This is a genomic window from Saprospiraceae bacterium, assembly GCA_016713025.1.
Lineage (GTDB): Bacteria > Bacteroidota > Bacteroidia > Chitinophagales > Saprospiraceae > OLB9.
The window spans coordinates 441,348-467,892 of record JADJPZ010000002.1 but is presented as its reverse complement, the minus strand read 5'-3'; the positions used below and the strand labels follow the sequence as shown (position 1 = coordinate 467,892).

20 protein-coding genes are annotated in these 26,545 nt (G+C 38.2%); 11 read left to right on the top strand and 9 right to left on the bottom strand.

Annotation, left to right across the window (positions count from 1 at the left end):
- Positions 1-23 precede the first annotated feature (23 nt).
- Positions 24-2,177, bottom strand: coding sequence for a cation:proton antiporter (locus tag IPK35_02170; protein ID MBK8052104.1), 2,154 nt, complete (start codon positions 2,175-2,177; stop codon positions 24-26).
- Between the two features lie 290 nt (positions 2,178-2,467).
- Here IPK35_02170 and IPK35_02165 point away from each other — a divergent pair, with 290 nt between their 5' ends.
- From IPK35_02165 to IPK35_02135, 7 genes are all read left to right on the top strand, one after another.
- Positions 2,468-5,521, top strand: coding sequence for a DUF2723 domain-containing protein (locus tag IPK35_02165; GenBank protein MBK8052103.1), 3,054 nt, complete (start codon positions 2,468-2,470; stop codon positions 5,519-5,521).
- A 122-nt stretch (positions 5,522-5,643) separates the two neighbouring features.
- Positions 5,644-6,075 (top strand): ribose 5-phosphate isomerase B, encoded by a 432-nt coding sequence (gene rpiB, locus IPK35_02160; GenBank protein ID MBK8052102.1) that lies wholly within the window; start codon positions 5,644-5,646, stop codon positions 6,073-6,075.
- 83 nt (positions 6,076-6,158) lie between these two features.
- Positions 6,159-7,784: a M28 family peptidase gene (locus IPK35_02155; GenBank protein MBK8052101.1), complete on the top strand. Its 1,626-nt coding sequence runs from the start codon at positions 6,159-6,161 to the stop codon at positions 7,782-7,784.
- A gap of 265 nt (positions 7,785-8,049) precedes the next feature.
- A complete protein-coding gene (locus IPK35_02150; GenBank protein MBK8052100.1) occupies positions 8,050-8,625 on the top strand; it encodes an NUDIX domain-containing protein in 576 nt (191 codons plus the stop codon).
- 406 nt (positions 8,626-9,031) lie between these two features.
- The gene (locus IPK35_02145; protein MBK8052099.1) at positions 9,032-10,090 is read left to right on the top strand and encodes an LD-carboxypeptidase; all 1,059 of its coding nucleotides are present in this window, start codon (positions 9,032-9,034) and stop codon (positions 10,088-10,090) included.
- Between the two features lie 139 nt (positions 10,091-10,229).
- Positions 10,230-11,408, top strand: a complete 1,179-nt coding sequence (locus tag IPK35_02140; GenBank protein MBK8052098.1) for an acyl-CoA dehydrogenase — start codon at positions 10,230-10,232, stop codon at positions 11,406-11,408.
- Positions 11,405-12,511 (top strand): site-2 protease family protein, encoded by a 1,107-nt coding sequence (locus IPK35_02135; GenBank protein MBK8052097.1) that lies wholly within the window; start codon positions 11,405-11,407, stop codon positions 12,509-12,511. The genes IPK35_02140 and IPK35_02135 overlap by 4 nt, the downstream gene beginning before the upstream one ends.
- Positions 12,512-13,117: 606 nt before the next feature.
- Here IPK35_02135 and IPK35_02130 read toward each other — a convergent pair.
- From IPK35_02130 to rpoN, 3 genes are all read right to left on the bottom strand, one after another.
- Positions 13,118-13,942 (bottom strand): hypothetical protein, encoded by an 825-nt coding sequence (locus tag IPK35_02130; protein MBK8052096.1) that lies wholly within the window; start codon positions 13,940-13,942, stop codon positions 13,118-13,120.
- Positions 13,943-14,134: 192 nt separating this feature from the next.
- On the bottom strand, positions 14,135-15,163 hold the full coding sequence (gene galE, locus IPK35_02125; protein ID MBK8052095.1) for a UDP-glucose 4-epimerase GalE: 1,029 nt from the start codon (positions 15,161-15,163) through the stop codon (positions 14,135-14,137).
- Positions 15,164-15,181: 18 nt separating this feature from the next.
- Positions 15,182-16,678 carry an RNA polymerase factor sigma-54 gene (gene rpoN / locus IPK35_02120; protein MBK8052094.1) on the bottom strand — a complete coding sequence of 499 codons (1,497 nt, stop codon included), beginning with the start codon at positions 16,676-16,678 and terminating at the stop codon, positions 15,182-15,184.
- Between the two features lie 201 nt (positions 16,679-16,879).
- Between rpoN and IPK35_02115 the strand changes: the two genes are divergently transcribed.
- Positions 16,880-18,655 (top strand): aminopeptidase P family protein, encoded by a 1,776-nt coding sequence (locus IPK35_02115; GenBank protein MBK8052093.1) that lies wholly within the window; start codon positions 16,880-16,882, stop codon positions 18,653-18,655.
- An 8-nt stretch (positions 18,656-18,663) separates the two neighbouring features.
- Here the strand turns inward: IPK35_02115 and IPK35_02110 are convergent, their stop codons facing one another.
- A complete protein-coding gene (locus tag IPK35_02110) occupies positions 18,664-19,383 on the bottom strand; it encodes a glycosyltransferase family 2 protein (protein MBK8052092.1) in 720 nt (239 codons plus the stop codon).
- A gap of 167 nt (positions 19,384-19,550) precedes the next feature.
- Here IPK35_02110 and IPK35_02105 point away from each other — a divergent pair, with 167 nt between their 5' ends.
- Both IPK35_02105 and IPK35_02100 read left to right on the top strand, forming a co-directional pair.
- Complete coding sequence (locus tag IPK35_02105; protein ID MBK8052091.1) at positions 19,551-20,642, top strand: 2Fe-2S iron-sulfur cluster binding domain-containing protein; 1,092 nt, start codon at positions 19,551-19,553, stop codon at positions 20,640-20,642.
- A 3-nt stretch (positions 20,643-20,645) separates the two neighbouring features.
- Positions 20,646-21,515: a biotin-dependent carboxyltransferase family protein gene (locus IPK35_02100; protein MBK8052090.1), complete on the top strand. Its 870-nt coding sequence runs from the start codon at positions 20,646-20,648 to the stop codon at positions 21,513-21,515.
- Here IPK35_02100 and IPK35_02095 read toward each other — a convergent pair.
- From IPK35_02095 to IPK35_02085, 3 genes are all read right to left on the bottom strand, one after another.
- Positions 21,505-22,914: an MBL fold metallo-hydrolase gene (locus IPK35_02095; protein ID MBK8052089.1), complete on the bottom strand. Its 1,410-nt coding sequence runs from the start codon at positions 22,912-22,914 to the stop codon at positions 21,505-21,507. The genes IPK35_02100 and IPK35_02095 overlap by 11 nt on opposite strands.
- Positions 22,915-22,976: 62 nt before the next feature.
- A complete protein-coding gene (locus IPK35_02090) occupies positions 22,977-23,843 on the bottom strand; it encodes a flavin reductase family protein (protein ID MBK8052088.1) in 867 nt (288 codons plus the stop codon).
- Between the two features lie 55 nt (positions 23,844-23,898).
- On the bottom strand, positions 23,899-24,096 hold the full coding sequence (locus IPK35_02085; protein ID MBK8052087.1) for a hypothetical protein: 198 nt from the start codon (positions 24,094-24,096) through the stop codon (positions 23,899-23,901).
- Between the two features lie 133 nt (positions 24,097-24,229).
- Here IPK35_02085 and IPK35_02080 point away from each other — a divergent pair, with 133 nt between their 5' ends.
- Positions 24,230-25,879: a M1 family metallopeptidase gene (locus IPK35_02080; GenBank protein MBK8052086.1), complete on the top strand. Its 1,650-nt coding sequence runs from the start codon at positions 24,230-24,232 to the stop codon at positions 25,877-25,879.
- Between the two features lie 285 nt (positions 25,880-26,164).
- Here the strand turns inward: IPK35_02080 and IPK35_02075 are convergent, their stop codons facing one another.
- On the bottom strand, positions 26,165-26,449 hold the full coding sequence (locus IPK35_02075) for a hypothetical protein (GenBank protein ID MBK8052085.1): 285 nt from the start codon (positions 26,447-26,449) through the stop codon (positions 26,165-26,167).
- Positions 26,450-26,545: the final 96 nt, after the last annotated feature.

Sequence of the window (26,545 nt, the reverse complement as noted above, 5' to 3'; positions counted from 1 at the left end):
TACCAAAAACTGGTTTTTGGATTTCATTGGCCATCGTTTTTACCTATGTTGAAAATACTCTCTATCCCTTTGCCTATCGTTTCGATACCTTTGGATATAGGTCCGCTGGTTATATCTTCATAGTTTTCAGATACATGGCTGAAATCATGCTGCCTGGGATACACCAATATTTTGCTGTTGTTTTCAAAGTGTTTTTCAATTTTGGAGGGTATGGAATCCAAGGTGCTGATGTATGAAACTGAACCTTTACGTGCCATCACCATGACGATGAGATCTTCCTGAGTGATGTCGCGTCCTATGATAAGAATATCTTCCCAGTCATTAAATTCTTTATAAGCAATATTTACGTTCACACTATGCCTTTTAACCCATGTTTTGACAGCATCAAGTGTTTTTATTTCGCCATACAGTATCACTGGCAAGCTCATCTCTTTGGACAAAGTCATAAACTTGGAAAGCCAAATGGAAAAACCTTTTTCTACTTCACTTAACGCCGGTGCAATGATGATGATTTTTTTTAATGAAATGATAGGCTGAGCAATGTAGCTGATAAAATACGATTTATCCGAATTGGTTAAGATGGTTTCAAGTTTTTCACCCATAAATTTTTCAAAGAAAGCAGTCTTCTGAGGCCACCCTATGATGATGATATCAGACAATACTTCTCTTGCGGTGCGTGATATCCCACTCATCGCATTATGATCGATGGTAGTGATGACATTGACTTGTGTCTCAGATGCCGATCCCTGATCTACAAAATGCTGAAGATTGATTTTTGCTCTGATCAGATTTCTTTCAGCTTCATGGTCATTATTTACCACACTAAGTATTGAAATAGGATTGGGTGATTTTTTATCTTTTATCAATAAAGCCAGATCAAGATATTTTTCAGCATTTTCTATATTGGCTACAGGTAACAGGATGTGTTCATTTGAAAAACGAGATGATGACTGCACATTGCTGTCTATGCCGTCTCCCTGGACGATGATCTGTCTTGCAGCTTTTTCTGTAGCAAATGAAGCCACCACACAGGTGATCAGTATGAGTATTATCGTCCCATTGAGTATGTTTTCATCCAGAATTCCATTATTATATCCTACCAGAATGATGGCCAAAGTTGCAGCTGCATGCGAACTGCTAAGTCCAAATATCAGTTGTCTTTGGGCGGCAGTATATTTGAAAACCATTTGTGTAAACCAGGCTGCTACCCATTTGCCTATGAGCGCTACGATGGTCAATGTTCCTGCCACAATGAGTGCTGTTGTACCATTTAAAATCACACTCATATCCACCACCATACCTACAGATATCAGAAAGAACGGAATGAACAGGGCATTGCCGATGAACTCAATTCTATTCATCAGTGCAGAAGAATGAGGGATCAATTTGTTTAAAGCCAGACCCGCCACAAATGCCCCTATGATTTTTTCAACTCCGGCAACTTCTGCGAGAAAGGCAGCAAAAAATACAACCGAGAGCACAAAAATATAGTGAGCATGTTTTTCACTTTCTAGCTTGCTGAAAAACCACTTCGCCACTCTGGGAATGATCAAAAACATGATTGCTGCAAAAATCGTAAGAGATATACCTAGTTTATACCAAAATTCTGCATTAAGATTTCCTTGCGCATTGCGCAGTACTACGGCAAGGATAATTAAGACTGCAGTATCAGTAAGTATGGTACCGCCTACAGAGACAGCCACAGCCTGATTTTTTGAGATTCCAAATCTGCTTACTATGGGATATGCTACAAGGGTATGTGTCGCAAACATACTTGCTGTCAGAAAACTGGCATTAAAATCATATCCCAATAAATAGTAACATACAGGATATCCTATTACTATGGGAATGATAAATGTAAAAAAACCAAATAACAGACTCTTGTTTTTATTGGCTTTGAAATCATTCATCTCAAGTTCAAGACCTGCTATGAACATAATATAAAGAAGTCCGATGGTGGAAAACAACTCAACTGCCGATGTTTTTTCTAAAATGTTAAATCCATGCGGGCCTATGATCACTCCGGAAATGATCAAACCAATGATACCCGGAACATTCAATCGCTTCAGTACTATGGGTGAGAGCAATATTATAAACAATATCAGGGAAAATATAAGAACAGGGTTGCGTAAAGGCAAAGTGAACTCATGTATCAGATGTTCAAAAAAGTCATTCATAGGATTCCTCCAAATTTAGTTTACAAATTTTTATCTACAAAAAGTCAGGGCAGCATTGATTTCTTGGGAATAACTGAATGAAAAAAGTTTAGAAACGATAGATACCTGAGCAAAGGTAAGTTAAATCTATTCCTTTAAGTTCTTTTATAACAATAAAAAATTTGAGATGAAAGTTTAATAAGATGCACGTCAAATGATATTCTAAACGCTGAAATACATATTATTGTTTGTTTTAAAGTAATTTTGTTATTTTTGCCTTTTCTTAACTATAACTCAGTAAGTAAAATCATATGCAATCACAAAAAAGAGTCACCAATATCACAGGTTTATTGGTTTTTATCATCACTTTTTTTGTCTTTTATCATTCAGTGGAGCGCACCGGCAGCCTATGGGATTGTGGGGAGTTCATTTTGGGGGCATATAAGCTACAAGTGGTGCACCCTCCTGGAGCGGGTCTGTTTTTGATTGTTGGAAGATTATTTGCTTGGCTGGCTACTGTATTTTCAGATGATCCGTCTGATATTGCTTTTGCTGTCAATCTCATGTCCGGCATATGTACATCTGTGGCCGCTATGATGATAGCCTGGACTACCATCATGTTTGGCAAACTTGCATTGGTGGGCAGAGAAACGGAGACAAACGCTTCTCAAAATTTGATTTTGGGATTTGCTGGATTATCTGCTGGTCTTGCTACAGCATTCAGTACGTCTATATGGTTTTCGGCGGTAGAAGGTGAGGTATATGCGATGTCCACCATGTTTACGGCTATGGGTTTATGGGCTGCTACAAAATATTATTATATCGATGATCGCGATATGGCCAACAGATGGCTGGTGTTAAGCCTTTTTATAAATGGTATGTCTGTAGGTGTTCACCTTTTGAGTATTTTGGCACTTCCGGCAGTAGCGCTTTTAGTGTATTATAAAAACTACAAAGACCATAACCTGAAAGGAGCACTCATATCTATGGCTTTAGGTGTTGTAGGTATTGTGTTTATTATGAAGTTTGTGATTGTAGGAATTCCTACACTCTGGAAAAACATGGAGTTGTTCTGTGTAAATACTTTGGGTATGCCCGTACATTCAGGCTTGATACCTACTATGATTATAGTTTTTGGACTTGCTTATCTGGCTTTAAAATATTCCCATACCAAAGGCAATCAATTGATTCAGACAGCTGTTATATCTGCGATTTTTGTTACAGTGGCCTTTTCTACTGTTGGTATAGTAGTCATCAGAGCCAATACAGATACACCTATCAATATGAATGTACCAGGTGATGCAATGAGACTGTTGCCTTACCTGAATCGGGAACAATATGGTGAAAGACCATTGATCTCAGGACCACATTATGATGCTCTACCAAAAGATGTATCCCGCGAGCCACGCTATGGGCGCGTAGGAGAGAAATATGAAATTGTAGATGAAAAGTACGACTATATTTACGATAAAAAAGATAAGATCCTGTTTCCAAGAATTGGACATACCGAATTGGGTAGACCTGATCTGCACAGAATGTGGAGAGAAAGCCTTAATGGTACCAGTAAAGGAAAACCGTCTATGGGTTACAACCTGCAATTTTTATTTCACTATCAGCTGAGCTGGATGTATTTCAGATATTTTATGTGGAACTTTACAGGAAGACAGACGGCAGAGCAGGGATACTTCCCCTGGGATCTGTCGAAAGGACACTGGCAATCAGGGGTCACTCCGATAGATGAGGCCAAGCTTTACAAAATGGACAAACTGCCGGATGCTATGAAGTCTGACGAGTCAAACAATTCATATTACTTCTTACCATTGATTTTTGGTCTTTTAGGTCTGGTGTATCATTATATCCAAAAGAAAGAAGAGTTTATAGTATTATTGATACTCTTTGTAATCACCGGTATAGGCATCATCATCTATTCCAATCAGCCTCCAAACGAACCAAGGGAAAGAGATTATATTTTTGTTGGCTCATTTATGACTTTCTGTATATGGATAGGTATGGGCGCCCTTGCTATCTACCAATACTTATCTCAAAAACTGTCAGGCATCACTCCTGCATTGTTAGCTGGGGTTTTAGTGCTTTCTGCACCAGTCATTATGGGATTCCAAAATTTCGATGATCATAGCCGCAAACATCACAAGGCGTCAAGAGATTATGCCGCCAACTTTCTCAATAGTGTAGAACCCAATGCTATCATCTTTACATACGGGGATAATGATACGTATCCTTTGTGGTATGCTCAGGAAGTCGAAAATATCAGGAGAGATGTAAGGGTGGTCAACCTGAGTCTGATAGCTGTAGATTGGTATATCAATAAGCTGAGAAATAAGGTCAACGATTCACCACCGATCAAGTTGACTCTTACAGAAGAAGAGTACAGAGGTAAAAACAGAAATCAGATATTTTTTGCAAATCCCACGGGCGAGGATTTGTCTGTTCCACTCAATGTTTATGAAGGTTTGAGAAGAATCAAAGATCCACAATACACTATGCAGGGTCAGACGTTTATCAATAGCAGAAATTTTTACATCCCTGTAGATCGTGCAAAATTTGCAAGTTTACCTTTCCAGCATAAAATAGATACTACTGAGTGGGCAGATAACATCATGATGAGTTTTCCTGCAGAATCTACCTCATTTACAAAAGATGATTTGGCTATAATGGACGTCATCGCTTCCAATATCTATGAAAGGCCTATATATTTTGCGATTACCTGTCAGTCCAGCAAACTTCTGGGACTGAATGATTTCGTAGAGATGGAAGGTTTGGGTTTGAGAGTTTCCCCTACGGTGGTCAGAAGTAAGTCACAAATACCAGGTATCTACGGATTTGGAGATATCGATGAAAACAAGACTTACAATATTGTCATGAATAAATGGAAATGGGGCAATTTTGATAAACAAAAACTCTTTGTGGATAAAAGTTATATGGCGGCAGTTCAAGCCATGAAATTGGTATTGATGAGATCTGCGCTCGAATTTGACAGAAAAGGCGACCATAAAAAAGCCATTCAATTAGTCAATAAGTATTTTGAAGGATTTCCAAATATGAATTTCAGATATGATGCCGGCATTATGCCGTTCATTACCGTATTGATCAATGGAAAAGATTTTGAGAATGCCAAAAAGCATCTGAGAATCCTTGCAGATGAAACAAAACAGTACATTGAGTTTTATGAATCTCAGGATGACAAGAGTGTTTTTGATAATTTCAGCCAGGATTATCAGTACAGACTTGGTGCTGCTCAGGATATTCTTGGCAATGCAAAAAAAGTGGAAGATCCTGCTTTTGAGAAGGAAATGGAAGGGAAACTTTCAAAATGGGCAAAAGCCCCTGAAATCCCTTTGAACTAAAATATAGATAGAACCTGAATATTATTTCAGATATTTAGGTATTACCTTAAAAAGCCTCATGATTTAGTAAAGTCATGAGGCTTTTTAAAAATTTTAAACAATAACGCCATAAAAATACACGTATGAAGATTTCAATTGGTTCTGATCATGCAGGCTATGAGTATAAAGAATATATCACCAGGCTATTAGAAAAGGAAGGCTACGCATTTATAGACAGAGGACCATCCACAGCCGAATCGGTCGATTATCCTGATTTTGCGCATCCTGTAGCTCAAGATATTGAAAATAAAATGGCTGATTTCGGGATTTTGGTTTGTGGAAGCGGCAACGGAGTTTGTATCACTGCAAACAAACATGCTGGAATCAGGGCTGCTTTGTGCTGGACAGCTGAAATTGCCACATTGGCAAGACTTCACAATGATGCTAACATTCTGTGTATTCCTGCCAGATTTATAAGCAAACGCCTTACGTCAAAAATAGTTAAACAGTTTTTGAATACTGGTTTTGAAGGAGGCAGACATCAGGCTAGAGTCAATAAAATCGCATGTAGTTAGAAAGTATTCAGCTTTTGACTAAACAAAACCAATATATCCTGAGTTTTTTTTCTGGCATTTCTGGCATTTCATTAAAATTCAATATGAATAAGCAAATTATATTATTTTCTATTTTACTCTTACTGCATGATACTAAATCATTGGCACAATATATCAGCACAGTTTCATATCCGGACAAGACCATCAAAAAGTCGACAGAAACCAATGATCCTTCATATAGGATTGCTTCGATGATTTCTTCTGAATCTCTCAAAAAACATCTCTACATATTGGCATCGGACAGTATGGAAGGAAGAGAGACAGGACAAAAAGGCATTCAACAAGCTTCAGTATACCTGCAGGCGGCTATCCGAAATGCTGGTTTGTTGAAACCACCCGGAGCCGAAGGTCATTATCAGAATGTGGCATTTACATTTTCCAAATGGAAAGAGACTTCTATTACTGTAAACAAAACCAGATACCGGCATTTGTGGGATTACATTATGATTCATGAGAGCAATGTAAGTATTCCTGTTTTAAATACCGGTGAAGTAGTTTTTCTAGGCTTTGGTATCGATGATCCAAAATATAGTGATTATAAAAAAACAGATGTAAAGAACAAAGTCATCCTCATCAACAAAGGTGAACCTGTGGATAATAATGGCAATTTTATCATTTCCGGCAATAATAATGCATCCGTCTGGACTGCAGATATCAATAAAAAACTCGAGGTAGCTAAGGCCAAAGGTGCAACTCTGGTTTTGATTATCGAGGAAGACGTAAAAAAGTTATTGGAAGAAAACAGAAGAAAACTTCTCGGAGGAAGCATGCAGTTGGGAGATGAATCCAAAAAAACCATAAGTACTGCCAATCATATTTTTATATCTTCGACCATAGCAAAAGATATCATAGGTAAAAACGAAGAAAAAATACTGAAAGCAAGAAAAAAAATGGCCAAAGGAAAGCCTTCTGCCACCATATTGACTACAAGCCTTAATATTCAGATGGAAAAAGAAATGAATGTGTTGGAAGGCCAAAATGTAATAGGTTTTATTAAGGGTAAATCCAAACCTGAAGAATATATTGTAGTCTCTGCTCATTATGATCATCTGGGCAAAAGGGGAGACGAAATTTTTAATGGGGCCAATGACAATGGTTCCGGTACAGTGGCGATTCTGGGCATTGCTGAGGCTATGGCCAAGGCGGAAAAAGAAGGCATTTCTCCTGACCGAAGCATCATATTTCTTTGGGTATGCGGTGAAGAAAAAGGACTTCTTGGATCAAAATATTATACCGAGAACCCTGTTTTTCCATTGGACAAAACAATCATGAATGTCAATGTAGATATGGTAGGAAGGTCTGATGAAAAGTATACTAACGGTGAGGAATTTATTTATGTAATTGGTTCTGACAGATTGAGTACCGAATTGCACAAGATCAATGAAAATATAAATCAAAAATATACTCAGATGATTATGGATTATACCTACAACGATGAAGCTGATCCCAATAGGTATTACTTTAGATCTGATCACTATAATTTTGCCAGCAAAGGTATACCTGCTATTTTTTATTTTAATGGCACACATGGCGACTATCACAGAACAACCGATGATGTAGAAAAAATTGATTTTGACCTAATGAAAAAAACAGCTCAGTTGATATTTCATACCACCTGGGCTGTGGCCAACAGACCAGGAAAAATTGTTGTGGATGGCGAAGTCAAATAAAGTAACTTACTACTCCAGCTCCATAATGATGTGGTGATGCAAAGTATAAGACACTTCCTGGTGAACAACGACCGAAAATTTGAAATATAAGAACAATGTCGTTTAGTTAAGGCCTCTTTATGAAGTCTTCCCTTGAAAGGGAAAGATTTAGATAGGGTAAAAACAAAGAAAAATTCCTTATCTAAACGACATTGAATATAAAAATGACAATATTGTCGGAATAAAAAATTATTCAATCGTATCACCTAAATAATGAAGAAAGAAGATGGCAGGTAGAATAAGTATTCAAAAGGAAAATACCCTGTATCAAGGGTGGTCCACACTCAAACAGTATATCATTTCATATACCAGAAGAGATGGACGAAAGGAAGAGCAGACCAGAGAAATCTATGATAGCGGAGATGGGGCTGCTGTTTTGATGTATAATCCTGAAGAAAGAAAAATCATTCTGATCAGACAGTTCAGACTTGCAGTGATGCTCAATAGTGATACTGATGGCTTCATACTCGAATGTCCCGCAGGTATGCTTGATGAGCTTCATCCCGAAGAAACCATCATCAAGGAGATAAAAGAAGAAACTGGTTATGAAGTCACGAAAGTGACAAAAATTTATGAAGCCTTCGCAACTCCCGGTGCGCATAAAGAAAAAATCCATTTTTATACCGCCGTTTACAATCATGATATGCTTATACATCAGGGCGGTGGAGATATTTTAGAACAGGAGGATATTGAAGTTCTTGAATACAACTATAACGAAATTTCAAACCTCTTGTCCGGCGGAAAAATCATCGACGCCAAAACAATCATTTTACTCCAATGGGCACAGCTTCATTTAGAGTAAAAGTATGTTTAAATGGGAGCCAAATGATGAAGTTTTAAGCATACTCTAACGTGATAAAAGTTTAAACTTAATCAAAGAGTTGGTTATACACGCAAAAAGATCAGTCTTATTTTGTATGTATAACAAATTGCACTTTTTCAGTGTTCTTTTTAATAATTGGTAAAAACGTGGTTGAATTTGGGCGGGTTGTCTCAAGCGTAGCTTGACAAGCTCTTCAGGGAATGAGGGTAAGGCGGTTGAATTTAGGTGGGTCGTCTCAAGCGTAGCTTGATAGGCTCTTCAGAGCCTGCCAAGCTACGCTTTGAATGATGGTAGCGAGGAAGAAAATATGAATTTGTGAAGTTTGTAATACACACTCTTATTTTTTTAATTGGTATATTTGTTGCCAAATTAACCTTCTTAAACTATGCATCGTCGGAATTTTAATAAATTATTGGCCATAGGACCTTTATCCTTGGGTGTAATGAACCCCATATCAGCAGGTAGTGAAAATCCTAAAAAACCAAAACGCACTATAATTAAACCTGCAGCTTTAAAACCCGGCGACAGAGTAGGTCTGGTCACTCCCGCTGGCCCCATTAATCCTGAAAAGTTCCAAAATGCTATCACCAATCTCGAAAACATGGGACTGCTACCTGTATATACCCAGTCAGCATTCAGCAGAAACGGATATTTAGCAGGTGGCGACGAAGAGAGACTCGCAGACTTGCACAATATGATTGCAGATCCTGATATCAAAGCAATATGGTGCCTGCGCGGAGGGTATGGATGTACCAGGATCATCAACAAACTGGATTATAATCTCATCAAAAAGAATCCTAAAATCATCATAGGATATAGTGACATTACAGCATTACTTTTATCAATTTATGCAAAAACCGGACTTGTGGGCTTTCATGGGCCCGTCGCTATATCAGATGTTTTTACACCATTTACAGCCAGTCAGGTACAGGCAGTGCTTTTTGGAAATACAAGCTTACCTCACCAAATTCCGTTTCAAACACAGTCAGCAGAAAAATTTGTAGCGGGACACGAACCCTATGTAATTCATGAAGGTAAGTGTTCAGGTGAGCTCACAGGAGGAAACCTTTCATTGCTGGTTTGTCTCCCCAATACATCTTTTGCCTCTTCATATGCCGGTAAACTCGTTTTCATAGAAGACATCGGTGAAAAGCCATACAGAATAGACAGGATGCTCACTTTTCTGCTGGAATCTACTGACCTTTCAAAAGCTTCAGGGATCATTCTCGGAGTTTTCAATGATTGTGATACTCAGGACGCTGAATCATCCATGACTTTAAAACAAGTATTGACAGACAGACTTGCGCCACTTAAGATACCAACTTTTTACGGTTTTACTTTTGGTCATGTAGTAGATATCTGCACTTTTCCGGTAGGAGTAAAAGCAAGTATGGACACATCAAAGCTCTCAGTCCATCTTTTGGAACACGGAGTCCGCATCTGATAAACATTTTCTCAAATTACAAGTTAATGATTTAATAACTAACATGAGATTTTTAGAGTGCCATTTAATATCTTTTCAAAAAGTGAAACATAGGCTCAGTCTGTAAGCTCTATTTAAATAACTTTTTAACACTTTCCATATGCAATTTGAATTAACTGAAGAACAAATATCTGTAAAAGAAGCTGCAAGAGACTTTACTCAGCAAGAATTATCGCCCGGTGTCATAGACAGAGACAGAAATATGCAGCATCCCACAGCGCAGGTCAAAAAGATGGGAGAAATGGGATTTCTGGGTATGATGGTCGATCCGGAATATGGTGGTGGCGGTATGGATACCTTATCATACGTTCTGGCAATGGAAGAAATCAGCAAGATCGACAGTTCCAGTTCTGTCATCATGTCTGTCAACAATTCATTAGTTTGTTGGGGCATTGAAGAATATGGTACCGAAGAACAAAAACAGAAATACCTGCCGTTGCTTGCTTCAGGTGAATGGATAGGCTCCTTCTGTCTGTCAGAACCGGAAGCAGGGAGTGATGCAACCAGCCAGCGTACTACCGCTGTAGATATGGGAGATTATTATCTGCTGAACGGTACTAAAAACTGGATAACCAATGGTGGTAAATCATCTCTGCATGTCGTCATTGCTCAAACTTATCCAGATAAAGGTCACAGAGGTATCAATGCATTCATAGTAGAGACATCATGGCCCGGAGTCACTATCGGAGCCAAAGAAGATAAGTTGGGCATCCGTGCTTCAGATACACACACCATTATGTACAATGATGTCAAAGTGCCCAAATATAATAGAATTGCCGAAGATGGATTTGGGTTTAAGTTTGCAATGAAGGTGTTGACCGGAGGGCGGATAGGCATAGCAGCTCAGGCTTTGGGTATTGCCGCTGGAGCATATGAGCTTTCAGTAAGATACGCCAAAGAAAGAGAAGCATTCGGCAAGCCCATCTCCCAACATCAGGCCATTGCGTTTAAGCTGGCAGATATGGCCACTGAAATAGAAGCTGCAAGACTTCTTGTGTATAGAGCTGCATGGATGAAAGATCAGGGCATGGACTATACATCATCAGCCGCTATGGCCAAACTGTTTGCATCAGAAGTGGCCATGAAACATACAGTTGAAGCTGTTCAGATCCACGGCGGATACGGATATGTCAAAGAATATCACGTGGAGAGACTGATGCGGGATGCCAAGATTACTCAGATATACGAAGGAACATCCGAAATGCAGCGCATCGTCATCAGTCGTAATATCCTGAGTGGTCAATTGTACGAACCCATTTGGAAAACAGAAACAGTTTGAAAAACATAAAATCTCCTACAGGCCCTTCCCTTCAAATCGGAACATTCTGGCAAATACCGGTAAAAATCCACTGGTCATTTGGGATTTTGTTGTTATTTGTAATATTTACAGCCTTAACCAACGGCTATAAAATGTGGCAAAGTATAGGATTTATCTTGTACTTTTTATTACTTTTTGTTTGTGTGGTGTTACATGAATATGGTCATGCCCTTACAGCCAGAAAGTTCGGAGTGGTCACAAGAGATATATTGTTGTCCCCGATTGGCGGTGTGGCACGCCTCGAAAGTATCCCGGAAAAACCTCTGCATGAATTTTATATTGCCTTGGCCGGACCTTTTGTCAATGTTGTCATTGCCTTGATTATAGGAGTAGTTCTGGCTATTTCAACTGGTCAAATATTCCCTGATCTTAACAACTTAAGATTTGACATACCTGCCGAATTCGCAAGATATATTCTATTTATGAATCTTGCTTTATTTATGTTCAACCTTATACCTGCTTTTCCTATGGATGGTGGCAGGGTGCTGAGATCATTGCTGGCAGTAAAACTGGGAAAAAACAAAGCCACCTTTATTGCTATGCGTATTGGTAGAATCATTGCTATCGGCTTTATAGTTTTTGGAATATTATATTCTCAATTGATACTCTCTCTGATAGGGCTTTTTATTTATATGATGGCTGGTCAGGAGTATGATCAGACAAAGGTCATATCGATACTGGCAGGGACAAAAGTTAGGGATATCATGCGTACTTCATTTACTCAATTACATCTTGGTGATCCTATGTCATCTTTGATTGAAAAATATTACAGAGAAGGAGAACAAAATTTTTTAGTTTTTGATTCTTTAGGCAATCTGTCTGGCACCATTCCAGAAATGGCTTTTAAACAAATATCCGGCAATAATACCAATGAACATTTGACAGCCCAACATCTGATGTCTCCGGCTATAGTGGTAGTATCTCCTGAAGACAATCTGAAAGATGTGACAAATCAGATGAAAGAAAAAGGAAGTACCATCGCAGCAGTGGTTGAAAATGGCCACATAGTAGGTGTAATAGATAAAAATAATATTGAAAACCATATCAGGCTAAAGTCAGATTAAGTCTTCTTTGTCACCTTCAAAAATCTAAGTCAAGTACACTTTCTTAAAAATGAAATCAACCGGAAACCTGATATTTTTTCATTGTTAAAGGTAAAAGCGTAAATAAATTAGGGTCACAACTGTTGGGTTAACCCAACAGTTATCAATCAATCGGAAGGCCAAATAATTAATTTGACTAAGTAGAATTAACCCTAAACATGTCGTTCAAAATTCAATAAAGCTGTTAAATTTTTGGTACAGCAATGTAATTTCTCATATCGATAGATTACTACTGAAGTTTGACTGGATTTGAGCCGAATACTCTACAGGCAAATATTAGGCTTTTCTGCAGCAGGCTGGAGCTAAGAATGTGATTGATAATTATGGCAATCAACTATCCCACAACACCTATTATCAACATAAAAAAGCCTTCCTGTTTACTAAAAAACAAGAAGGCTTTTTTCGGGATTATTTTAGTCAGTAGATATTATTTTGTATCAAAATATATCCAAGCTATAAGAATTTATACTAAACAGAAAATTGATTGCGAAAATTTATAATCATAATTATTTAATTTACAATACATTATGATTTGAATTTTTCGCAGAATATTTTCTGTTCACTATATTACTTTGCTGTTTTAAGTTTGGTGATGATGGCATCTGCTGAAGCTTTGTATTTCGGATCAGTGACCATACCCAGATACTTGATAGCATTTTTGCTGTCTTTGGTAGCATCATATGCCACACCCAAACCGTAGTACACTTTGTCTTCAACTTTTTCACCTGCTTTATTGCTGAGATCTACAGTCTGCAATAAGTATTTTATGCCATTGGCATTTTCTCCTTTATCTGTGTATGCTTTTCCTACCAGATAGGTGATACTGCTGTTATTGTCCACCGCAAGGTAATCTGTTCCGATTTTGATGACTTTGGCATATGCTTTAGATTGAAGTTGTTTGACCAACAGGTTTTTGACCCTTGTCTGTGCGTCAGAGATCTTTTTATCATCTTTTTCTTCTTTTGCAGCATTTAATGATGTCACATAAGATTTGACTGCACCCTCAGCATCGCCCATCTCTTCTTTGGCTTTGCCGATACCTTGATGCATGATACCGGATGCCGGATCGACTGCAAGTCCTCTTTCAAAGACAACAATAGCACCTTTGGTATCTTTGTTTTTGATCAAATCGTTACCATAATTGTATGCTGCAAAAATTAAATTTTTCTTTGCCAATCCACTCACCTCAGCATTGTTATCCTTAATTGCCAGAACATAAGCTGAATCCAATAATTGATAACCGGATTTAAAATTCTTTTCTTTCAAGGCAGCAACACCCTCATTATACAATGCAGACGCATTGGCTGCAGGTGCATCCTGAGCACTTACAGTAGCGAGTATAATACTACATAAGAAACCTACAGTTAAAAACTGAAATAAACTCTTTTTCATGATAATTGTAACTAATTTTTTTAAAAGTGAAAATATAATATTTATATCAAATTAAAAACGGCGCAAGAAAGGCAAAAGTTTCTTATTAAAAAAATTTTAACAAAACTGTATTTCAAAATATTGATCTTAGTAGCTTACATACTACAGATTTTGTTCAGAGCCTTTTTTTAAGATGAAGTTAACACAAGGAGATTATTTTTGACTACTCCTGTTTTTCTCCCAAAGCCATGCAGTGTGCATGATGTCATTTACATTATATTTGGGCTGCCATCCCAAGAGATTTTTGGCTTTGCGATAATCTGAATATATTGCCATGATGTCACCCGGACGTCTGCCACCTATTTCATAGTTGAGCGTTTCACCTGATACTTTTTCAAATGCTTTAATGATTTCCAACACTGTCAGTCCATTGCCGATCCCTACATTAAATATTTCTGTTTGCACTGCTTGATGTCCGTCAAAGATATACTGTAGCGCAAGTGTGTGGGCATGTGCCAGATCACATACGTGGATATAGTCGCGTATACAACTCCCATCTCTGGTGGGATAATCATCACCATATACTGTCATAGTGCTGCGTTTTCCTATGGCGGTTTCAGTGATTACCGGTACAAGATTCTGAGGTGGGTTGACAGGCGATTCGCCAAGCAATCCACTGGGATGAGCACCTGCGGGATTAAAATATCTTAATAGTATGCTTTTAAGCGCTTTGTTTTTGATAGTGTCAGTGATGATCTGCTCACCTATCTGTTTTGTGCGCCCATATGGTGAGGCCGCTTCCTGCAGAGGCGTATTTTCGTCCACAGGGCTGGAAGAAACATCGCCATACACAGTACATGATGACGAAAAGATAAAGGCTTTGACATTATACCTGACACTGAGATCAAGTGTATTAATCAATGAATCAATATTATTTCGAAAGTACGGAATGGGCTTTTCCACCGACTCACCGACAGCCTTAAGTGCTGCAAAATGTATCACACCCTGTATATCTGGATGAGATTTAAAAATCGTCTCTGCTCCACTCAAATCACATAAATCTATATGAAAATAGGGTACCTTCACACCTGTGATTTTTTCTATAGCAAGAAGTGATGATGTATCAGAATTGCATCCATTGTCAGCGCATACGACATCAAAACCATTTTCTAAAAGATCTATGATCGTGTGGCTACCGATATAGCCAGTACCACCTGTGACCAAAACTTTCTTCTTCAAAATGAACGATTTTTGTGATTGTTATCTAAGTTCTTTTCGGAGTCTTGCTACAGGGATATTGAGTTGTTCCCGATATTTTGCAATCGTTCTGCGTGCAATATTGTACCCTCTTTCTGACAGAATTTCCATCAATCGTTCATCAGAAAGTGGTTTTGTTTTATCTTCTCGCGTGACCTCATCCGAAAGGATTGTCTTAACTTCCAGTGTAGATACTTCGCTTCCATCTTGTGCCTGCATAGATTCTGAAAAGAATTCTTTCAATCTTTTTGTTCCAAACTCCGTTTGTACAAATTTAGAATTGGCCACACGACTGACTGTCGAAATGTCCAATCCCGTCACTTCAGCAAGGTCCTTGAGTATCATTGGTTTTATCCTGCGCTCATCGCCAGACGCAAAGTAATCGTACTGATATTTCATGATTGCGTACATCGTTCTGAACAATGTATCCTGTCTTTGTTTTATGGCATCAATAAACCACTTAGCTGAGTCGATTTTTTGTTTTATAAAAAGGACTGCATCTTTCTCAGGCTTGGTGGCCCGACGCCCCTGGATAGTCTCCCGATAGCCCTTGAGCATTTCCATATATTGGTCATTGATGCGCAGATCAGGAGCATTTTTACTGTTGAGCGAAAGTTCCAGCTCACCGTCTCGATTGGTAATGATAAAATCAGGTATGATATATTGACTCTGAAAGTTGCTCTCGACAGTACTTGCTGGTTTAGGATTTAGTTTTATAATTTCATCAATGATTTCTTTCAACTCCGTATCTGAAAGATTGAGTTGTTTTTTCATCCTGATGTAGTGCTTTTTAGTAAACTCATCAAAGAAGTCTTTGAGTATTTTGAGTGCAGCTTTTCTTTGTAAAAAATGCACTTCAGGCTCTTTTTCTATTCTGTCCTCGAGTTGTAAAATAAGACATTCCTGAAGTGTCCTGGCACAAATACCGGCTGGTTCGAATTTCTGAATCTTTCTGATTATGCTGTTGACTTCGGGTAGTGTCGTTTCGATATTGTAGGCAAAGAGGACATCATCTACTATGGAATTTGGTTCCCGTCTCAGGTAGCCATCTTCATCTATAGAGCCTATGATTTGATTGGCAATGATGGTTTGATTTTCATCCAGATTAAGCATGCCAAGCTGTTTGTCGAGATTTTCATGCAGTGAACTCTCTACAGGAACAGGCATGCTTTTTTCCTCTTCATTAAGATACTCATCTCCCCTTAGCTTATAATTGGAAGGATCATCATCGAGGTACTCATTGAGATAATCATCAAATTCATATTCCGGACCATCATTTTCCTGACTTATTTCTGATTCTTTTGATGACTCAAAACCTTCCTTCTCAAGATCAAATACATCATCATAATCGTCTCCCTCTTCAAGGGCAGGATTGGATTCAAGCTCTTCTTCTATCCTTTGATCAAGGTTGGCAGTAGGTATCTGCAATAACTTCATTAGCTGTATCTGTTGGGGAGACAGCTTTTGCAACATCTTCTGACTCAGACTCTGTTTCAACATATCTTATTCACTTTTTTTCCTGACTCCAACTATTTTCTATTATAACAACAGAAATTGTACATGAGTTTCTATATTTTTAATATTTACATCGTATGTTTACAGGGGCAAAAATAAAGAAATATTTTTATATACTGTATTTTTTTAATATTTATATACAATCATTTTTAATAATTAATATATTATAATAATAAATAATTTAATATGAACACCAATCAAAAGCTGGCAGCACTCCGTAATTCGATGAAAAAAGATGGTATTCAAGGTATCATCATTCCTTCCAGTGATCCACACCAAAGTGAATATGTCTCCGCGCACTGGCAGGAGCGTACATGGATATCAGGATTTACAGGTTCGGCAGGTATAGTTGCTGTGACAGCCGATCACGCAGGGCTTTGGACGGATTCACGATATTTTCTTCAAGCAGAGATGCAATTGAAAGAGAGTGAAATGGTACTTCACAAGATGTATAATCAATTTGCCACTCCATATGTGGATTTTCTCGCATCTGAATTGCCCAAGGGCTCCAAAGTAGCAGTCAATGGCATGATGTTTTCAAAATCTACGATTGAATCTTTTCATAATACACTATCCTTAGCAGGCATAGAATTATTGCATCGCATCGACCTGATCTCAGAAGTGTGGTTGGATCGGCCACCCTTGTCTGACGCTCCTGCACTATTTCACGAAGATAAGTTTTCAGGAAAGTCTATTTCAAATAAACTTTCTGAAATCAGGGCAGAAATGAGTCAAAGAAATGCAGATTATCATCTTATCACAGCCCTTGATGATTTTGCCTGGGCGCTCAATGTAAGAGGCAATGATGTAGATTACAATCCTGTGGCAATAGCGTATGCTGTCATTGGAAAATCAGAAAGTCATGTATTCATACATCAGGACAAACCATCTGCTGCAGTTAAAAGTCAATGGGCAAAAAATAAAATCGTGCTCCATGATTATGACCAGATCGTTGGTTTCTTAAACAAATTGCCTGAGAAAACGTCCATTTTGGTTGACCCGGCTATCTGTAGTCAAACCCTGTACGAAGCTATCAATGCACAAATAGTTCATGGGACTTCTATTCCGAAAGGGTTGAAAGCAATTAAGAACGAAACAGAAATAAAACATCTGAGATCTGTGATGAAGAAAGATGGTGCGGCGCTTGCTAATACATTTTATTGGTTAGAACAGTCACTTGCTGAAAGAACAAAGATTGATGAAGTCACTGTTGCAAAAAAACTTGCCGAAAACAGATCGAAGCAGAAATTTTATCATGGAGAGAGCTTTGGTGCCATCATAGGATATAGAGATAATGGTGCTGTGATCCATTATCATCCTGAACCAGAGACTTGTAAAACTATTGATCCTGATGGCATTTTGCTTGTAGATAGCGGAGGTCAGTATTGCGATGGCACCACAGATATTACCAGAACATTTGCACTCAGCGCTCCTACAGACGAGCAGAAAAAAGCATATACGCTGATACTGAAAGGAATGATAGCACTTTCCAGAGCAAAATTTCCTGAAGGCACCACGGGTGCACAGTTGGATACACTCGCGCGTCAATTTCTCTGGGCTGAAGGCATGAATTATCTGCATGGAACCGGACATGGTGTCGGGTTTTTTCTCAATGTTCACGAGGCTCCACAAGGATTTGGACCGGTACATTCTGAAAGAGGCAGGACTGTACATCTGCCGGGTATGCTGAGCAGTAATGAACCAGGATACTACAAAGATGGAGAATTCGGTATGCGCATAGAAAATCTAATTCTCGCTGTCAAGTCAGCAATAACAGGATTTCTTGAGTTTGAAACATACACATTGTATCCTTTTGATCATGCGCTGATAGATAAAACCAGACTCACAAAAGAGGAAGTTTTCTGGATCAACAACTATCATAAAACATCTTATGCCGGTATAGCACCGCTACTCAAAGGGGAAGTGAAAGAGTGGTTTAAAAATAAATGCAGGAAAGTGTAGTGTTATTATTATCTTGCCCAAAGGTTGTATTTCAGGATACAATAGATGGCTCTGAAACCATCTTTCCAGTTGATCTTTTTACCTTCAGCATATGTACGGCCGTAGTATGAAATACCCACTTCATATATTCTGATATTGGGGTTTCTGGCTATTTTGGCTGTTACTTCCGGCTCAAAACCAAAACGTTTTTCTTTCAAGTCGAGACTTTTTACAATGTCTGATTTCCACAATTTGTAACATGTCTCCATATCAGTCAGATTGAGATTGGTCATGGCATTGGACATAAAGGTCAGGACTTTATTACCAATAGAATGCCAAAAAAATAAAATTCTGTGTGCATTGCCTCCAATAAATCTGGACCCGTATACGACATCAGCAAAACCATCCAGGACTGGCTTCAGCAGTAGATTGAATTCATTAGGATCATATTCCAGATCAGCATCCTGTACGATGATCAGATCACCTTTTGCTTCCTTGATACCTGTGTGAAGGGCTGCACCTTTGCCCTTGTTTATACTATGACGATAATACGAAATTTCTATGTCAGGGTGAGCATCTTTATATTCCAAAACAATTTTTTCTGTGTTATCTCTTGAACAATCATTCACAATAATTATTTCTTTGGTGACGCCTCCGATGAGAATTACTTCATTGATTCTTTCGAGAATGGACCGGATAGTATTCTCTTCATTGTATGCAGGGATAATTACAGAAAGCTTTACAGGCATAATTTATAATTTCTTAATTAACACATATTCAGACCGATAGGATAAACTATACTCCTATATTGACTAACATCATCTTGGTCAAACGTGTATAATACACCAAAAAATATTAATTTCGCCGGTCGAAATAGTAACGATGTAAAAGCAAAACCGCAACAAAAGTATAAAAAATGAGTTTTTATTCTCTAAAAATCTGTAAAATTGTATCTGAAACAACAGATGCGAAGACTTTGAACTTTGAAATACCTGCTGATTTAAAATCTATATTTCAATTCAAAGCGGGACAGTTTCTTACAATCAAGGTTATGGTCAATGGTGCGGAAATCAGAAGAGCATACTCTTTATGTACTTCTCCGGACGCCGATCTCCCGGGTGTGACTGTAAAAAAAGTACTTAAAGGCAAGTTGTCCGTGTATTTGAATGATGTGATTCGCGAAGGTGACTTTGTCGACGTGATGCCTCCTGAGGGACATTTTACACTTCAGCCTGACCACCTTTTATTAAGGGAACATTATTTTATAGCAGCAGGTAGCGGGATCACTCCTGTGATGTCGATGATCGGTACTGTATTGGAACATGAGCCTAAAAGCAAATGCTATTTGCTTTATGGTAACAGAAATGAAGAAAATATCATTTTCAAAAAAGAGCTGGATCAAATCTCATTTAAATACGAGGATCAACTGTATATAACCCATGTCTTAAGTCAGCCAATTGTCAAAAAAACTGGCGGTATAGGTGGTTTATTTGCCAAAAAAGAAGTGGATTGGAAAGGTTTAAAGGGGAGAATTAATTCAACCCATATTCAAAATTTTATCGGTGAAAGTAAGTCTCAACAGCCTGAAAGACATTACTACATTTGTGGTCCGGGCGATATGATAGATATGGCTGAAAAGACTCTTTTAGCATTTGGTATCGACAAAAAGTATATACACAAAGAGTATTTTACTACATCTTCACATCAGGATCATACTGATCATGGCACCACTGAAGCCATCGTGTCAGTCACCCTCAAAGGTGATACATATGATATAGTAGTACCCAAAGGAAAAACAATACTGGATGTCCTCGTTGATATGAAAAAAGATCCTCCTTACTCATGTACGAGTGGTGCCTGCTCTACCTGTATGGCAAAGGTGACGCAGGGTGATGTGGCTATGGATTCCTGTTATGCTCTGGATGATGATGAAGTGGCAGCTGGTTATATTCTCACCTGTCAATCTCATCCCAAGTCCCGGAAGGTTGAGATGACTTTTGACATTTAGATAATGGATATAGTCATCGAACAGGTAATCCAGGTCACCAGGCCCGGAATATTTTGTGCCTTGCAGGATATCGGAAGATTTGGCTACAGGCACCTCGGAGTACCTTGCTCAGGAGCATCAGACAGGCAAAGTATGATGCATGTCAATAGTTTGTTGCAAAATACAACAAAAACTCCTGTGCTTGAAATATTTGGAGCAGGAAGTATATTTGAAATTATTTCATCCTGTACAGTTTGTTTTGGAGGAGCAAAAGCACTTATCAGACTAAATGGTCAGGAATCTGACTTTTCAAAGCCTCATAAGTGTAGTTCAGGAGACATAATTCACATTGAAAAATTATTATCAGGAGCAATACTATATCTTGGTATTTCAGGGGGATTTTATGCTCCATCCGTGATGGAGAGTGTTTCGTTCATTAAAGATACCCATCTTTCCAATTTTAAAAAAGGCGACGTACTTTATGCTCACATTTCCTCCGAAAAACATCGAAAGCCAACAGCAACTTTAAAAGCTACAATAATCGATAAGATGAGTAAAATCAAAGTATTCAAAGGTCCGGAATTTGACATACTCAGTGATGAATCCCGAAAAAAGATATCTGAACAATCATTCAGTATCACATCACAGAGCAACAGAATGGGGTATAGACTGTCAGGAATGCCTTTGGTTGCACCATCTGACAAAGATATCCTTACATCAGCAGTTGGTCCGGGAGTGGTTCAATTGCTTCCAAATGGTCAGTTGATCGTACTTATGAGAGATTGCCAGACAACAGGAGGATATCCCCGGATTTTGATCGCAGATGAATCTGACATCAATCAGCTTGCTCAGAGAAGACCCGGAGAAACCGTGCATTTTGCCCTTAAAGATTGAATTCTGATCCCTGTTCAGGAATGTCGATACTCAAAAAACCTTTATCTATAAGAAAATGTTTAAATGCATTTTGTGTATCAAGTTCACCATGAACCAGAAAAATACGTTTTACTGTGGGTTTCTGATTGACTATAAAATCATACATCTCGTTTTTATCTCCGTGAGCTGAAAATGAATCCATAATAACAATATCTGCCCTGACTATCTTTTCTTCGTCAAAGAGTTCAATAGTTTCTGCTCCTGCCCTTAATGCCCCACCGGGAGTCTCAGGAGAGCAGTATCCCACTATAAGAATTGTATTCTTTGGATTTTCAATATTGTTTGCCAGATGATGTTTTACCCTTCCTGCATTCATCATGCCGGAAGCAGATATTATGATACATGGTTCGTCACTGTTGTTCAATGATTTGGATGCTTCTACTTCTTTGATATATTCCAGATTGTTGAACCCAAAAGGATTGGTATCTGACATGATGTACTCATTGATCTCTTTGTCAAAACACTCCGGATGCAATCCGAATATATGAGTCACATTTACCGCCAATGGACTGTCAACATATACTTTCAAGCGAGGCAGAAGTCCTGCATTTTCCATCTTATCCAGCATATATACGATCTCCTGAGTTCTACCCAGGCTAAATGCAGGAATGATGAGTTTACCCTTCTTCTCAAGGCAGGTTTTTTTAATTACTTCAAGAAACTGAGCTGATTGTTCCGGCGTAGCCTCATGCACTCTGTCACCATAAGTGGACTCACAGATGAGGTAATCTACTTCAGGCATCGGCTGTGGATCTCTCAGGATGGGTCTGTCAGGCCTTCCTATATCTGCAGTAAATCCTACCATAACTTCTTTACCACCATCTTTGATTTTTAAGGTCACGCTCGCGCTCCCCAATATATGACCTGCATCACGGAATAGTACTTGTACATCAGGATGAATCTGTTCCCATACATCATATGGATGCCCTTCAAATCTGATCATCGCAGGTCCAATATCTTCACTGGTGTACAAAGGATTCCTAAGTTTTTGTCTGTCCTTTTTTCTCTTTTTCAGCACTTTTCTATTATGCCATTCGACGTCCATTTCCTGAATTTTTGCACTGTCCAACAGCATGACTGCACAAAGACTGCGGGTGGCATGTGTTGTGTGAATCGGCCCTGTATAACCATCTTTTACAAGCTTAGGTATACGACCACAATGATCAATGTGCGCATGAGACAAGATCATACAATCTATCTCTGATGGCTTAAAAAGCCACTCATTATTCCATTCCCATATTTTTTGACCTTTGCCCTGAAAAAGCCCGCAATCGAGCAGGATTTTATAACCATTCTCGAGTTCTATAAGATGTGAACTACCCGTGACAAATTGAGCCGCTCCACAAAACTTGATTTTCATAATACCACTTTGTTTGGTGCAATGATAATAAAATTACATCAATTATGCTCTTTAATCATTAATCATTCTTTTGATAATAGTAAACACAAGGCATCTTCATCTTGGTGCTTCCTAATCATTTCCTGAGCTTTTATATGTCGTCCTTCTGGAGAAATATTTTGAATTTCAGGATGTCTTTTACTATATTCCTGTATTTTTTCAGCATCAGGTAATTTAAATAGCGAAGCTAAAGAAGCAATATCATTGCCTGTGAGCACATTGCTATTAGTAATTTCATGCGGTAATCCATCAAATCCAAGTGGAATCTGTGCCACTGCCTGACTTATTTCCATGAGTGCATCGCCGCTCGCCCGCACATAGTAGTTTTTACCAAGGCGACCCATCAGATCGAGTTTTTGTTGGTCCAAAGATCCATCTGTCATTACTGACTCATCAACGGAGATGAGCAGTATTTCACAGATGATGAGATGGCCTGCCCCACCTTGATCTCCCAATGTGATGATATCTTTTACCCTGCATTCCAGATTGACGGGTGATTCAGCCACTCGGGGCGCTTTTACCATAACAGAAGGTTCAGGTGTTAGTCCGGTTTTTTCAAACTCACTGACTCCTCTTGGAAATTCTACAGACGCCAACGACATCTGTCTGACAATATTATACGGCACCACATTGATGACACATTCGCCGTTCACTTTGACATTATGCAGGGTATCTTTGGTCGTATTGTCAGTTCCTTTTCTGTTGGATGAAAAGACCGCTATCGGCGGATTGGAAGAAAATACATTAAAAAAACTGTAAGGTGCCAGATTTTTATTTCCGTTTTCGTCCAGAGTGCTTACAAAGGCTATCGGTCTGGGAGATACAGCAGCAATAAGATACTGATGAATTTCTTTATTCGAAACCTGGCCTGGCACAATCTGTCGCTTCATAAATGTGTGTTTAGATCAGGACAAATTTACGAACATAAAAGAAAAGCAGCATTCTTTATGATAAAAGTTTAAACATCTCAAATTTGGAAACTGCTTTTTCACGTAAAATTGACATAATATTTTTTGTGGCTCCTGTGATATCTTTTCCCAAGGAGGTGATGATATCAAACAACTTATCATAGTTAAGAAATAGGTTTTCTTTTCCATTGTACGGGCTGTCTACCAGGTCGTAAACTGTTGTTCCTAAAGGCAAGGAACTTTTGACAGCTAAAATACTATATTGAAATAAGAAAATATATTTATAATATATTGGTTGTCTGCATTTTTTATTTAAAAAAATAGAATTAAATACTAAAAAAACATAAAATACTATAATTTTATTAAATTTGATCGATAATATAATTGCTGTGGATCGCAGAAAAATTATGATACCCATGCTAAGAATTTCAAAACTGGTTTTATTTATATTTATCTTTTCAGGAGGCGGCCACCTTCTAGCTCAGGATATCGTCTCCGGCGGAAGGTTAAAACCTAATCAGGCAGTGTACGATGTGTTTCATTATAATATCATGCTGGATGTAGATATCCCTAAAAAAAGTATATCAGGCACCACCATCATAAAGATTAAAATAAAAGATAATTCCCCTGAAATAGCATTTGATCTAATCAGCCTGTATCAGGTAAAATCAGTATGGATAGACAATACAAAAGTTGGATTTTCGCATATGAAGGATATGATCATCCTCCGCGATCAGAATCTTCTTACATTGGGATCGCATGACATCAAAATAGAATATAGAGGCGAACCTCCTGTGGCAGTAAGACCTCCATGGAATGGGGGCATCCAATGGGAAAAAGACGACAACAATGATCCTTGGGTAGCATTCAGCTGTCAGAATGAAGGAGCAAAAATTTTGTTTCCCTGCAAGGATCATCCGAGTGATAAGCCCGACGAAGGTGCTGAAATGAAGATTTCGGTACCTAAAGGCTTGAAGGTGGCTGGTCCGGGACGATTGATAAAAGAAGAAACAATGGGAAATATATCAGTTTTTACTTGGAAAACTTCATACCCAATACACAACTATAGTCTTGTATTTAACATAGCAAAATATCAGGTAGCTAAAAGGAATTATGTCACCATTGATGGTAATCATGTGCCGATGGAGTACTGGGTACTTCCAGAAAATATACACAGGGCTGAAAAACATCTGGATATCCTGACCAATAGTGTACGTGTACAGGAAAAATATTTCGGTGAGTTTCCATTCATAAAAGATAAAATTGGGCTGGTCGAAACGCCACATCTCGGAATGGAACACCAGACCATGAACGCATATGGCAACAAATATCGGTATACACAAGTGGGTGGTGAAGATTTTGATTGGCTGCTATATCATGAATTGGGTCATGAGTGGTGGGGCAACAAAGTATCCAATTCGGATTGGGCACACTTCTGGATTCAGGAAGGTATATGTGTTTTTGGCGATTGGCTCTATTACAAGGAGAAAGAAGGCATCGAGTCATTCCATTCACAGGCGAAAAAAGCCAGTTATAGTTTTGTCAACAAGTATCCCATCGTCAGAGATTCAAGCATTGACAGTGGATCAGCATACCATCCGGACATCTATGGGAAAGGTGCTTTTTTTATGAGATCACTGAGCTTCATCATCGGAGAAGAAAAGTTTTTTGACATATTAAAGTCCTTTATTGGAGATAAAAAATACACTTATGGAAATACTGTTACCACCTCAATAGTAGAAAATTATTTTTCAACAGGTGCTAAGATAGATCTGAAGCCTTACTTTGATTTCTTCCTGAAAACCACTAACAGACTAATTATTTTTGTAAAAGTAGTCAGGCCAAAAGAGTATGATATTTCCTTCAAAAATTATTCCGGCACCTTGCCTTTGGAAATCAAAGATGGAACCACAATTAAGAAAGTCATAGTTTCTGATCAGCCTATAAGGATCTCTTCTGAAATTACACCAATGATCGACCCCAATGTGTATTATTTTAGGAGAGTTATATATGAGTAAGAGTTTGTTTATACCTACGATAATTTATTACCTAAAAATCTAAAATGATAATCTATTACGACCTTCAAATACTTCAAAATCAGTCGCTTTGCTCACTTTTTACTTCGCACCATAGTGGTGACTATGGTTTGTCGCTAAAAGTGCTGATTTTCTTGTATTTAAAGCTCTCACTACGAATCTCATTTTAGATATTTAGGTATTATTATAAAGACTAAGGTACTGTTAATCATGCCTTTATAATATTTTGACAATACATGGTCTTAATAATAAATGTCCTGATAAAAATTAAGTTTTTTTAGATTTGCCGGCGAGGATTCCCCAACCTCCGCTGCCGATTAAAAAGCCAAATGTGTACCAAAAACCATTATTATTGGTGGCAAATACAGAAATATCATCTTTAAATACCATTCCTATAAGTCCGAAAGGGGCTATGATACCGTGTAATATTCCCCACAAAAATCCACAAGGCTCACCGGTAACACAAGCGTCCACTGATGTTTTTTCAGCACATCCTGATAAAAATGTCAGGACAAAAAGTACTGCTACAAAATATACAATTGAGGTTTTCATAAACTGATAATTTTAGTAATAAAAACATGGAGTTGATCCAATTAGTTTCATTTTGTGATGATGCTTTTCATGTGTTGGGCAACAATTTTGCAAAAC